10 protein-coding genes are annotated in these 13,368 nt (G+C 47.4%); 9 read left to right on the top strand and 1 reads right to left on the bottom strand.

Features of this window, described 5'->3' with window-relative positions:
• Positions 1 to 182 precede the first annotated feature (182 nt).
• Positions 183 to 956, top strand: coding sequence for an ABC transporter ATP-binding protein (locus tag VSQ61_RS09065; RefSeq protein ID WP_334344117.1), 774 nt, complete (start codon positions 183 to 185; stop codon positions 954 to 956).
• The gene (locus VSQ61_RS09060) at positions 916 to 1,854 is read left to right on the top strand and encodes a SufB/SufD family protein (RefSeq protein ID WP_334344137.1); all 939 of its coding nucleotides are present in this window, start codon (positions 916 to 918) and stop codon (positions 1,852 to 1,854) included. The genes VSQ61_RS09065 and VSQ61_RS09060 overlap by 41 nt, the downstream gene beginning before the upstream one ends.
• A gap of 166 nt (positions 1,855 to 2,020) precedes the next feature.
• Here VSQ61_RS09060 and VSQ61_RS09055 read toward each other — a convergent pair whose 3' ends face one another.
• Positions 2,021 to 3,187 carry an ROK family transcriptional regulator gene (locus VSQ61_RS09055; RefSeq protein WP_334344116.1) on the bottom strand — a complete coding sequence of 389 codons (1,167 nt, stop codon included), beginning with the start codon at positions 3,185 to 3,187 and terminating at the stop codon, positions 2,021 to 2,023.
• 265 nt (positions 3,188 to 3,452) lie between these two features.
• On the opposite strand from VSQ61_RS09055, the gene VSQ61_RS09050 reads away from it, so the two are divergent.
• The 7 genes from VSQ61_RS09050 (at position 3,453) to mmsB (ending at position 13,339) form a co-directional block, all read left to right on the top strand.
• Entirely contained in the window at positions 3,453 to 4,484 is a 1,032-nt protein-coding gene (locus VSQ61_RS09050) for a substrate-binding domain-containing protein (protein WP_334344115.1), read from the top strand.
• A 45-nt stretch (positions 4,485 to 4,529) separates the two neighbouring features.
• Positions 4,530 to 6,047, top strand: a complete 1,518-nt coding sequence (locus tag VSQ61_RS09045; RefSeq protein WP_334344114.1) for a sensor histidine kinase — start codon at positions 4,530 to 4,532, stop codon at positions 6,045 to 6,047.
• Between the two features lie 10 nt (positions 6,048 to 6,057).
• Positions 6,058 to 7,653 carry a response regulator transcription factor gene (locus tag VSQ61_RS09040; protein WP_334344113.1) on the top strand — a complete coding sequence of 532 codons (1,596 nt, stop codon included), beginning with the start codon at positions 6,058 to 6,060 and terminating at the stop codon, positions 7,651 to 7,653.
• Positions 7,650 to 8,756, top strand: a complete 1,107-nt coding sequence (locus VSQ61_RS09035) for a substrate-binding domain-containing protein (protein ID WP_334344112.1) — start codon at positions 7,650 to 7,652, stop codon at positions 8,754 to 8,756. Before VSQ61_RS09040 ends, VSQ61_RS09035 begins: the two co-directional genes overlap by 4 nt.
• Positions 8,757 to 9,273: 517 nt before the next feature.
• Entirely contained in the window at positions 9,274 to 10,425 is a 1,152-nt protein-coding gene (chvE, locus tag VSQ61_RS09030) for a multiple monosaccharide ABC transporter substrate-binding protein (protein ID WP_334344111.1), read from the top strand.
• Positions 10,426 to 10,619: 194 nt separating this feature from the next.
• Positions 10,620 to 12,158 carry a multiple monosaccharide ABC transporter ATP-binding protein gene (gene mmsA / locus VSQ61_RS09025; protein WP_334344110.1) on the top strand — a complete coding sequence of 513 codons (1,539 nt, stop codon included), beginning with the start codon at positions 10,620 to 10,622 and terminating at the stop codon, positions 12,156 to 12,158.
• Positions 12,159 to 12,163: 5 nt separating this feature from the next.
• Entirely contained in the window at positions 12,164 to 13,339 is a 1,176-nt protein-coding gene (mmsB, locus tag VSQ61_RS09020) for a multiple monosaccharide ABC transporter permease (protein WP_334344109.1), read from the top strand.
• The last annotated feature ends 29 nt before the right edge of the window (positions 13,340 to 13,368 follow it).

The following is a 13,368-nucleotide window of genomic DNA, read 5'->3' as shown; positions in this document are numbered from 1 at the left end:
CATAATTCCATAGGTATGGTATAATAAATAAATCCGAGTATAATAGTCGGATTTACAGCGAGAAAGCGGCAGAATCCGTACGGTGCATAGAAGCTTTGAAAGCCTGAAGTTTTATAGCTGTAAATGCTTCCGAATGGGCATGCGGGTTCTGCGGAACTAAGTATAGAAAGAAGATGAGACAAATGCTTGAAGTAAAGCACCTAACCTATCAGGTCATGGAAAATGGAGCAGAGCGGAAGCTGGTAGATGATGTAAGCTTTTCTGTGAAAGACGGCGAGATGCTGGTGATTACCGGTCCAAACGGAGGCGGAAAGTCCACCATCGCCAAGCTTTTGATGGGAATTGAGAGAGCCCATAAGGGAGAGCTTCTGCTGGATGGCCGGAATATCTCGGATTTGAATGTGGATGAACGGGCCAATGCAGGCATTGGCTATGCTTTCCAGCAGCCCCCTGCTTTCAAGGGAATGACTGTGGAGCGCCTGTTAAATCTGGCGGCGGGAAAGCCCCTGTCGGAAGCTGTCTGCTGTGAGCTTTTAAGCAGTGTGGGCATGTGCGCCAGGGAATATCTGAAGCGTGAGGCGGATGCCACCCTTTCCGGAGGGGAACGAAAGCGAATCGAGATAGCTACCGTGCTGGCAAAGTCCCATAAGATCTGTATCTTTGACGAGCCGGAGGCAGGCATTGATCTGTGGAGCTTTTCCATGCTGGTGGATCAGTTTGAGCGGATTCACGAGAAAAAGCAGGAAAGCCTGCTTCTCATTTCCCATCAGGAGCGGATTATCCGCATGGCAGACCGGATTTTGGTAATAGATGAGGGACGCATTCAGGATGAGGGAAGCAGAGATGAGATGCTACCCAAGCTGTTTCCGGAGGAGAGCGGCTGTGCCTGCAGAGGTGAAAATGGCGGAAGGGAGGATGGAAGCTGTGAATGTGAAGCTGGATGCGGCAGCAGATAAAGTATTAAAGGTAATTGATAAGTCCGTGGCAGATCAGAAAGGCGCCTATAACGTCCGTTACAACGGACAGCCCTTGTGCCATGGAGACAGTGAGCATATCAAAATACGCAGAAAAGAGGATAAACAGGGGATTGATGTGTACATTGACAAGGATGCCAAGGGCGAACAGGTACATATTCCCGTGGTGGTATCCGTATCCGGCATGACGGACATCGTATACAATGATTTCTATGTGGAGCCGGGAGCGGAGGTTGTGATTGTGGCAGGCTGCGGCATACACAATTCCGGCTGTGATTCTGCAAGACATGACGGAATCCATGCTTTCCATATCGGAAAAGGCGCCAATGTGCGCTATGAGGAAAAGCATTACGGAGAGGGCGAGGGAAGCGGTGAGCGGATCTTAAATCCGGTGACAAAGATTTATATGGATGAGGATTCCGTATTTACCCTGGATACGGCTCAGATTCGTGGTGTGGATTCCACGGTCCGGGAGACTGAGGTGGAGATGGGAGCCAGAGCCAGACTTCAGGTGACGGAACGTCTGATGACACACGATAAGCAGACAGCGGTTTCCAATATGGAGGTTCGGATGAACGGAGACGGAAGCTCGGCGCAGATTATTTCCCGATCTGTGGCAAAGGGAAGCTCCGTGCAGACCTTTCATCCAAAGGCGGTAGGCAATGCGGGCTGCCATGCCCATATTCAGTGCGATTCTATCATTATGGACCAGGCGGAGGTGTGCTCCATTCCGGAGATCAATGCCCGGCACATTGATGCGCAGATTATCCATGAGGCAGCTATCGGGCGCATTAATGATGAGCAGCTATTGAAGCTTCGGAGCCTTGGGCTTACGGAGGAAGATGCGGAAGCGGTGATTATTGAGAATTTTTTGCAGTAATCAAAAGAGTGCTGTCAGGTTTATAGGATTTAAGAAAAACAATGCAAAACCAAATGGAATCACCGTATGCATTTATAACTGGTAAAGCGGTATAAAAATAGGACTGCAGGTAAAAAGCTGGCTGGCTTCCCTGCAGTTCTTATTTTATGCCCTAATATTATAAATTTCAGAATGGCTTTTCCTGAGGTTTTCTAAGCTTTAGATGCTGTATCCCAAGAAACTGCCGGATACACAGGCAGGCGGCCCCCAGTAAAATGGAGGTATCCTGCAGGCCGGAGGGAACCAGGATACAGTGCATCCGCATACGGTTCTGAAGCCGGTTCTGGATCTGCCGAAGTACCTCCGGGAAATAGGTGGTAAAGGAGCTGTTGATCACGATCATATCCGGATTAAAGGTATTCAGCAGATTGTTGATTCCATAGGACATATAGCGGATAAAATCCTCAAGAAGCGACAGGGCGTCATCGTCCTGCTTGTGGCAGGCTGCTACGAAAACGTCGATATCCGCATGTTCCAGTCCTTTTACGGAGGCAAATTGCTTCAAAATGGAACGCTCGGAGGCATATTGTTCCAGACAGCCCAGGTTGCCGCAGGGACAAGGACGGCCGTTCGGCTCTATGATAGAATGGCCGAATTCTCCCGCATTGCCGTTGGCTCCGGTGTAGAGCTGATTGTTGATGAGGATTCCTACGCCGATTCCGGTGTGGATGCTGATTCCGATGAGATTTGGTGTATGGTAGTAAAAGGTGTGTTCTCCGATAACGGAGAGGTTGGCCTCGTTTTCCAGATAAATGGGGACGCCGAATTCCTGTTCCAACACTTCCTGGAACGGAAGCTCTTCATAGGGGGAATAGGGGGTGAAAGTTACCTGGTTTTCGTATACGGTTCCGTGGATGCCAAGGCCGATTCCCACTACGCCGTAGGGAGTTGGATCCAGGGAGGCGGTCATGTCACGGATAATGGTGATTAGCAGAGGGATGATCTCCCTGCGGCCGGCATGATTGGGGTATAGCTTTAATCGGCAGTTTTCACCTTTCAGGTTGCAGATCATGGCGGAAATGGTGTTGGCATTCACGTCGATGGACAGGGCATAACCGCAGTTGGCGTGGAAAGTTAAAAGGATGGGCTTGCGGCCTAAGGTGGTGTTGTCGTTTCCTACTTCTATTACCAGGTTTTGTTCTATTAGCTTTTGGACAATGGCGGAGACGGTGGCTTTGGTGAGGCCGGAGCTTTTGGCGAGGGAGGCTCGGGAGATGGTGCCCTCTTTTAGAATCATCTCCAGGATTAGATGGCTGTTCATGTCACGTATCAGTTCTTTGCTTCCGGTTATCATAGGGGGATGTCACTTTCTGTTTTTTGGAATTTGTTATGTTCAAGTATAATATAAGTTTTGGGTTTAGTAAATATGAAATGAGGGGGGAGGGACAGAAGGGTGAAAGGCGGAATGCAGTGGATTTTTTGGTATTACTTGCTATTGTGTTTTGTAGGTGATACTATTAATAGAGATTAATTTAATGAGTGAACAAAGTGTGCGGCTTTGTTTTGGCAGGGTTTGCTGAGTGTTGTATTACATGTAGGGATAAGGGTAAAAAGTGGATATGTTGGAGAAGAGTGAGAGAAAGAAGATAGCGGCAGTACTGGCGGTGGTGATGCTGATCGGGTTGGGAGTTTATGGGTCGGCGCTTTTTATGGGGAAGCTTCAGGTGACGGCTATGGATTCGCCTAAGGGAAATGAGTTTTATGATGCGTACTATGTGTTGATTGAGGACGGACATGATATGGCGCTGTGGAATTCTATTTATGAGGGAGCGAGAAAAGAGGGGGAAGAGAACTGCAATGCTTATGTGGAGTACTTAGGGAAGAATCTGACGGCGGATTATACGGTGCAGGATAAGCTGCGGATTGCCATTGATTCAGGCGTGGATGGGATTATTTTAAATGGGGGAAGCTCTGAGGAAACGGATCGGCTTCTCAGTGAGGCGGTTGGGAAAGGGATTCCGGTGGTGACTGCTCTGGATGACAGTGCTTATAACCTGCGGAAGTGTTTTGTGGGAGTAAATAACTATATTCTGGGACAGGAGTACAGCCGGCTCTGCTGGGAGCTTCTTTCGGAGAATCCCAGGGACAGTCATGTGGTGGTTCTTATGGATTCGTCTGCTACGGGGACCGGGAAGAATACCATGTTCTGGGGAATGAGGGAGACTATGGATGAAAAAATTCTGGAGACCGGATGGGAGTATGACATTAAGGTGCAGGCCGTCTCCATTGACAGCAGCAATGCCTTTATGACGGAGGAAACCATACGGAAGCTTCTGGTAACAGAGGAGGATCATCCGGATATTCTGATCTGCCTTAGTGAGACAGATACACGGCGGGCTTATGAGGCTGTGGTGGATTATATTAAGGTGGGGGAGGTACGGATTCTGGGATATTATAAGTCGGATGGGATTCTGGATGCCATTCAGAAGAAGATTATTTCGTCTACGGTGGTGGTGGACGGGGAGCAGCTTGGGAGCTTCTGCGTTCAGGCCCTTACGGAGTATCGGGAGACGGGGTATGTGAATGGGTATTTTCCGGTTGACACTTATGTGATTGACGAGACCAATGTGGGACAGTATCTGCTGCCATAAAGGTATGGGATTTCAGTTTTCTACAAATGACCAGGAGCAAAACGTATGAAGAAATGGAAAAATCTCTCCATCCAATTAAAGCTGATTGCGGCGTTCTTACTTACTTTTTTTCTTATTTTTTTCGTGAATCTGATTTTATATGCCAATATTAATTTTATGTCGGGAAGAATTGATCAGGTCTATCAGAGCAACAGCAGTCTCAATGAGCTGTCGGAGGCTTTGAGTGCGGTGCATGGCAGTATGACGGAATATCTGAATGTGAAGAGCTCGGATACGCTGGATTCCTACTATCGGAACAGCCAGGAATTGAACCTCCGGCTCCAGGATCTGAATACGGAGATTTGCAGTGACGAGCTTCTGATGATGGAGCGCAATATCCGAAATATGATCCTGGAATATTTACATATCACAGACGAGGCAACACAGGCAAAGCGTGGGCGGAATATTGAAAAATACCGGCTGCGCTATGAGGAGGCCGTGGAGCGGTTTGAATATATCAATACTTATATTTACAGTCTGAATAACCGCAGGTTTAAGACGAATACTGACAGCTACGAGGCGCTGGCTCGGGCGCTCCGTAAGTTTGAGCTGGCGGGGACAGTGATTCTGGCAGTTGTGGGTGCGGTGATCACGGCATTGATTTATGCCATTACCAAAAGCATTACGGGACCTTTAAGCCATCTGGCCCGAAGGGCAAATGAGGTGGCGGAAGGGAATCTGGAGGTGGCGTTGGTTCCGGTCCGCAGTATGGACGAGGTAGGAATAGTGACCACAGCCTTTAATCAGATGGTAGCCAGCATCCGGATTCATATGGAACGGATTAAGGAAAATATGGAGAAGGAGGCGGCCATGAAAGAAAAAGAGCTGATGATGGAGGGACATTTAAAGGATGCCCAGCTAAAATATCTTCAGGCCCAGATCAATCCCCATTTTCTGTTTAATACCCTGAATGCCGGGGCGCAGCTTGCCATGATGGAGGGAGCGGACAAGACGTGTCTCTTTGTGGAAAATATGGCGGATTTTTTTCGGTACAATGTGAAGAAGATCAACCAGGATGCAACCATACGGGAGGAACTGGAACTGGTGGACAGCTATCTCTATATTCTGAATGTGCGTTTTGGGGGCGAGATTCATTTTCGAAAGCAGGTGGATGAGACGCTCCTGGATCTGCGTGTTCCAAGCATGATTCTTCAGCCGATTGTGGAAAATGCGGCTAATTACGGTATCCGGGGCATTGACTGGGAGGGATGGATCGAGCTTCTTCTATACCGGGAACCGGAGCGCATCTGTATCTCCATCCGGGACAACGGCGTGGGGATGAGCAGGGAGAAGATTCAAGAGGTTATGGAGGGAAAGGTCCGGGAAGCGGATTTGTCCAGAAATTCCACAGGCATTGGTCTTGGAAATGTGATCAGCCGTCTAAGGCTTTATTATAACAGGGAAGAGGTATTTGAGATTCAAAGCCATGGGGAAAACAAGGGAACCCAGGTATTCGTTTATCTTCCGCTGGGGGAGATTATGGAACAGTACCCTTTAGTACCGTTGCGCAGCAACTTAAGATAGGAGGGCAGGTATGTATAAAATCATGTTGGCAGACGATGAGGGAATAGTGATTGATTCCTTAACCTATATTATCCGCCAGAACTTTGACGGAGAATGCCAGGTGGAATCCGCAAAAACAGGGCGCAGCGTTATTGAACTTGCAGAGAGCTTCCGGCCCGATATTGCATTTATGGACATTCAGATGCCGGGTATCAACGGCATTGAAGCCATGAAAGAGATCAAGAAAAACAGTCCCAATCTGATTTTTATCGTTATGTCCGCTTACGACAAATTTGACTACGCCCAGGAAGCCATCAATCTGGGAGTTATGGAATATCTTCATAAGCCGGTGAATCAGAAAAAGATTGTAGAGGTTCTTAAAAAGGCTATGGATATGGTGGACAGCAGAAGAGAAAAGAGGAGCCAGGATCTGGAGGCTAAGGAGAAACTGGAAATTGTAGTCCCTATGCTGGAGCAGGGATTTATTATGACTGCCCTTTTGCAGGCTCAAAATACGGCAGGAATTGAGAATTACAAAAGCTTACTGGGAATAGCACAGGATTATATGTTTACTCTGGTACTGGAATTTGGTGATGAGCGGGAGGGGCGGGAGCTAACGAATCCGGTAGGGGCAGGCGTACGTCTGCAAAGCAGCTATCAGCAGATTCGCAATATTATCAGGGAGTATTATACCTGCTGTGTAGGGCCTTTGATGAATAACCGCCTGGTATGCTGCGTTCCCACGGATATGGAGCAGGGGGATTATGAGAGCCGGGCAAAGGATGTGGAGCGGTGCCGCCAGATGATAGAGCATATTTCAGATGCCTGCGGCCTTGTCTGCCGGATAGGAGTGGGAAGCATTCTGACCGTGGATAAGATGGAGAAATCCTATGAGGACGGTGCAAAAGCCCTTGGCAACTCTGACGGAAGCGTAGCTCACTGCCGGGATCTTCCGATTTTCTGTAAATATGAGGAGGACTATCCTCTGAATCTGGAGGAACAGCTTTTTGACTATGTAAAGGCAGGAAAAAGTCAGGAGGCTCAAAAAGCGGCCGGAGATTTCTTTGACTGGATGGCAGGAACACAGGCGGACTATTTGCCGAACATTCGCCTGAAAGTATTAGAGTTTATATTATTTATGGAATATATAGCCTACAAAAGCGGCGGCATGGTATATCGATTCCGGGATCGGGCGGAGTATCTTGAGGTGGTACAGACGGATTCTTTGGACGAAATGCGGAGATGGTTTTTGCAGAAGATAAAGGAAGCGGCAGCCAATGTAGCCAGCAAAAAGAAAGAGTATTCCCATGAGGTTATTGAAAGGGCCAGAGAATACATAGGACGCAACTATAAAAAAGATTTGTCCTTGGAAAGTATGTCCAGAGAAATGGATATGAGTCCCTATTATTTCAGCAAGCTATTTAAAGAGGTAACAGGTTCTAACTTTGTAGAGTATGTAACAGGCATTCGAATTGGGAGGGCTAAGGAGCTTCTGCGACAGGGGGGAAGCTCCATGAAGCAGATTTGTCAGGAAATCGGTTATAGTGATCCAAACTATTTCAGCCGTATTTTTAAGAAATGGACAGGGCAGACGCCCACGGAGTATAAGGAGGGAAATGAGGAATGAGACAATCTTACAGATTGATACTGGGGATTCTTGCAGCAGCTCTCTGCATGGCTTCGGTTCCGGGCTGTGGAAATAAGGAGGCAGAGCAGACAAGGGAAGAGATCGGAGAGGATAAGATCCGCATCGGCTTAAGTTTTGACTCCTTTATCATAGAGCGATGGCAGAGGGATCGGGATGCCTTTGTAGCCAGAGCTTCGGGAGAGCTGGGGGCGGAGGTAAATGTCCAGTGTGCAAACGGAGACGTGGAAGAACAGATTGCACAGATCGAATATCTGATTGATAAGAATATGGATGTTATTGTGATTGTAGCGGTGGATTCTGCCCGATTGAGCGAGCCGGTAAAAAAGGCAAAGCGGGCCGGAGTTAAGGTGATTGCTTATGACCGCCTGATTATGGATGCGGATGTGGATCTGTACATAACCTTTGACAATGAGCGTGTGGGGGAAATGATGGCGGAGACGATTATCGCCCGTACACCGGAGAAAGGCAGGATCTTTATGATGTGCGGTTCTCCGGAGGATAACAATGTATCTCTTGTGATGGACGGCTTTCACAATATGATTGACCGCACGGAACGGGAGATCGTTGAGACTGCCTATGCAGATAACTGGCTGGCAGAGATTGGCTTTTCCAGAGTCAGTGAATTTTTGGATGGGGGCGGCGAAGCAGATGCTTATATGTGCGGGAATGATGATATTGCCAGTCAGGTGATCCGTGTGCTCTCCGAAAGGCGAATGGCCGGAGACGTATGTGTGGTGGGCCAAGATGCGGATCTGGGAGCCTGCCAGAGAGTGGTGGAGGGAACCCAGGCTATGACCGTGTACAAACCGGTGGAAAAGCTGGCAAGACGGGCGGCTGAGTGTGCTGTGACTTTGGCAAAAACGGAGGATCTTAAAACAGCGGGCACGTTCTTTGACGGGACACAGGAGGTTCCCTATATCGGCCTTGAGCCTATTGCCGTAACAGCGGCTAATATGGATACGGTTATTGAAGATGGATTTCATCTGAAGGAAGATATTTATTTGAATATAGGGAATGAATTAACAGTTACAGTTCAGGATGCAGAAGATGAGATTGGAGTTATGGTTCAATTTTCCGAATGATATTTAATACCTGTACTGTTCACAAGGCGGAACTTCAAGTATGGACTAATCGTAGTTTTTGGTGGTTCCGCCGAGAACTTTTAATATTAGTAAATCAAAGAAAATTTATTGTGCTATTTTTTTAGTTTGTTGTTTACACAGAACAGAAAGATAACATACGTTTGATATCAGCAAGGTTGCGACAAAAAAGAAAGGAGCATTTACTATGATACGGACAGTTACCTTGGATAGAAATCAAAAACCTGCGGACGAACAGATCAAACAAATTCTTCCCTGCAATATAACAGAAAAACCAAACAAATGAATAGCACAAAATTGTTCTTATTTCCATAGCATTGTAAAAAATGCTATAATTTGTTTAGTGAATGAATTAAATAACAAAATTGTCAAGAAAGTAGACAACTAATTGCTATACCAGGTGTGATATAGTACAAATGTACCAAATAAATCACCAAATGCAGTATTTCAAATATCCATAAGAAATATTGCACAACAAAAAATCAGGGAGGATGAAAACATGAAGAGAAAATTACTCAGTGTCATTCTGGCAGCAGCAATGGTAACAGCCATGCTTGCAGGCTGCGGTTCCAAGGAAGCGGAAGCTCCGGCAGCAGCAGATGGCGGGGCAGAGACAGAAGCCCCGGCAGCAGATGATGAGACAGCGGCTCCTGCAGAAAATGCAGGCGGAGAGGGCGGCCTGGTAGGTGTGGCAATGCCCACCAAGGATTTGCAGCGTTGGAACCAGGACGGCTCCAATATGAAAGCAGAGCTGGAAGCGGCAGGCTACACCGTTGACCTACAGTATGCAAGCAACGACAATGCGACCATGGTATCCCAGATTGAGACCATGATCTCAAACGGCTGCAAGGTTCTGGTTATTGCTTCCATCGACGGAGACGCACTCGGAACCGTTCTTGCACAGGCAAAGGAAGCCAACATTCCGGTTATCGCTTATGACCGTCTGCTGATGAACTCCGATGCAGTTACCTATTATGCAACCTTTGACAACTACATGGTAGGCCAGAAGCAGGGCGAGTACATCAAGGAAGCCCTGGATCTGGATAATGCAGAGGGACCCTTTAACATGGAGATCTTCACCGGTGACCCGGGGGATAACAATGCAAACTTCTTTTACGGCGGTGCTATGGACGTGCTGAATCCCTACATTGAGTCTGGCAAACTGGTTATCCAGTCCGGTCAGAAAGAATTCGCAGAGGTTGCTACCGCAAACTGGGCAACAGAGACTGCTCAGTCCAGAATGGATGCAATCCTTGCTTCCTACTATGCAGACGGGACAGCTCTGGATGTAGTACTTTGCTCCAATGACTCCACAGCCCTTGGCGTAACCAATGCCCTGGAAGCTGCTTACACAGGTGAGTGGCCGGTAATCACAGGTCAGGACTGTGACGTTGCCAACGTAAAGAACATGATTGCAGGAAAGCAGTCCATGTCTATCTTCAAGGACACCCGTACACTTGCAAGCCAGGTTGTAAAGATGGTTGATTCCATCATGAAAGGCGAGGAGGCCGAGGTAAATGATACCGAGACCTACGACAACGGAACAATCGTAGTTCCCTCTTACCTTTGCGAGCCGGTATTTGCAGATGCGGACAATTACAAAGAGCTGCTGGTTGATTCCGGATACTACACAGAAGCAGATCTTCAGTAATCGGTAATCGAGGCGGAAATGAGAATAGGCGGGATTCTCCCGCCTGTTCTGTTCTATGAAAAAGGAACTGGAATCAGCAATCACATTCCGGTGCACAGAACAATTTACAGACACATGCATCTGTGGCTGGGAATTGTTCTCAGTAATCGTGTAGCGGAATGTGATTGCGGAACTGGAATAGGGGGATTTTAAAGTTGGCGAAGATTTTATTGGAAATGAAAAGCATCACCAAAACATTCCCGGGTGTCAAGGCATTGGATAACGTGAATCTGAGAGTAGAGGAGGGCGAGATCCATGCACTGGTAGGCGAGAACGGTGCAGGAAAGTCAACGCTTATGAACGTCTTAAGCGGCATTTACCCTTACGGAACCTACGAGGGAGATATCATCTATAACGGGGAAGTCTGTAAGTTCGCAAAGATTAAGGATAGTGAAGAAAAGGGAATCGTTATTATTCATCAGGAACTGGCCCTGATTCCCTATATGACCATAGGGGAAAATATGTTCCTGGGAAATGAAAGAGGAAAGAAAGCGGCCATTGACTGGAGCGAAACCTACGGACAGGCAGACGAATATTTACGGCAGGTAGGCTTAAAGGAGTCCTCACGGACGCTGATCAAAGACATTGGCGTGGGAAAGCAGCAGCTGGTGGAGATTGCAAAGGCATTGGCAAAGCATGCCAAGCTGTTGATTCTGGATGAGCCGACGGCTTCTCTGAATGAATCGGATTCCCAGGCACTTTTGGATCTGATGCTGGAATTCAAGAAGCAGGGCATGACTTCGATTATTATTTCTCATAAATTGAATGAGATTTCTTATGTAGCAGATAAAATTACGGTAATCCGAGACGGCTCCACCATTGAAACCCTGGATAAGGCAGTGGATGATATCAATGAAGACCGGATTATCAAGGGAATGGTAGGCCGTGATTTGACGGACCGTTTCCCAAAACGGACGGAAAAACAGATTGGGGAGATCAACCTGGAGGTCAAAGACTGGACCGTGTATCACCCCCTTTATACGGAACGCAAGGTGGTCGACCGTGTATCCATGAATGTGCGAAAGGGCGAGGTGGTAGGAATCTCCGGCCTTATGGGTGCCGGGCGGACGGAACTTGCCATGAGCATTTTCGGAAAGAGCTACGGAACGAATATTTCCGGTGTCCTTAAGATCGGGGGAAAAGAGGTCGAGCTTAAGAATTCCCGGGAAGCCATTAAGAATAAGCTGGCTTACGTAACGGAGGATCGGAAAGGCAACGGTCTGATTCTTTCCAACCCCATTAAGATTAACACCACACTGGCCAATCTGGACAGTATCAGTGCCCGTGGAGTGATTGACAAGGACAAGGAATATCAGATTGCAGTGGAGTATAAAGACAAGTTGAATACAAAGTGTCCTACGGTAGAGCAGAACGTGGGAAACTTAAGCGGCGGCAATCAACAGAAAGTTCTGCTGGCCAAATGGATGTTTGCGGATCCGGATGTTTTGATTCTTGACGAGCCTACCCGTGGTATCGATGTAGGTGCAAAATATGAGATTTATTGCATCATTAACAGCCTGGTGGCAGAGGGAAAATCCGTAATTATGATTTCTTCGGAATTGCCGGAGGTCTTGGGAATGTGCGATCGAATTTATGTAATGAATGAGGGCAAAATGGTGGGCGAGCTTAATGCAGAGGAAGCCACACAGGAACGGATTATGGCCCAGATTTTAAAATCGAGTAAAGGAGAATAAACGCTATGGATAAAGCAAACATGAAAGCAATTCTACAAAAATATACCATGATTATTGTTTTGATTCTGGTTACGCTGTTTTTTACATGGAGAACCGGAGGAAAGATTTTACTTCCTCAGAATATTTCAAACCTGATTTCCCAGAATGCTTATGTATTTGTGCTTGCTACCGGTATGCTGCTCTGCATCCTGACAGGCGGTAACATCGACCTTTCCGTAGGTTCTGTTGTCTGCTTTGTAGGTGCGGTGGGTGCCGTTTTAATGGAGAATTACAAGATGAATATGGGTGTGGCGGTAGTAGCCATGCTTGTGATTGGAACCCTGATTGGTGCATGGCAGGGATATTGGATTGCCTTTGTGCGGATTCCGCCCTTTATCACAACCCTTTCGGGCATGCTTGTATTCCGGGGCTTGTCCAACGTGGTACTGAACGGACTGACCATATCTCTAAATTCCGAAACCTTTATCAAAATCTTCGGCGGCGGTGCCAACTGCTTTGTGCCGGATTTCTTTGGGATGGAGGGCTTCAACCTGACCTGTATGCTGGCGGGTATTATCGCTGTTGTGATTTACATACTGCTTCAGGTAAAAGGGAGGTTGAATCGTGTAAAGAAAGGCTACGAGGTAGATCCTCTGTCCGGCATGCTCATTAAAACCGTTCTGATTTCTGCGGTGATTCTGATATTTGCCTATAAGCTGTCTCAGTATAAAGGAATACCCTCCGCCCTTCTTTGGGTTCTGATTGTGGTCCTGGTTTATGGCTACATCACTTCCAATACGACCACAGGACGCTATTTTTATGCAGTGGGCGGAAACGAAAAAGCAACAAAGCTTTCCGGTATCAATACGGATAAGGTTTACTTTATCGCTTATCTGAATATGGGCTTTCTGGCAGCCCTTGCCGGTATGCTGACCATCGCCCGTATGACATCCGCACAGCCGACCTACGGGCAGAACTACGAGATGGATGCCATCGGTTCCTGCTTTATCGGCGGTGCTTCTGCTTACGGCGGCGTGGGAACGGTTCCCGGCGTTATCGTGGGCGCTATTCTGATGGGTGTTATCAACCTGGGAATGAGCATTATGGGCGTGGATGCCAACTATCAGAGAGTTGTAAAGGGCCTTGTGCTTCTGGCAGCCGTAATCTTTGATGTGGTTTCCAAGAAAGAAGCCCAGAAATAAGAAAAGGAATTTTGTATGTAAAATACTTG

Source organism: Candidatus Merdisoma sp. JLR.KK006, assembly GCF_036941035.1.
GTDB lineage: Bacteria > Bacillota > Clostridia > Lachnospirales > Lachnospiraceae > Laedolimicola.
The sequence above is the reverse complement of the archived record's forward strand: the minus strand, read 5'-3'. Positions and strand labels throughout refer to the sequence as shown.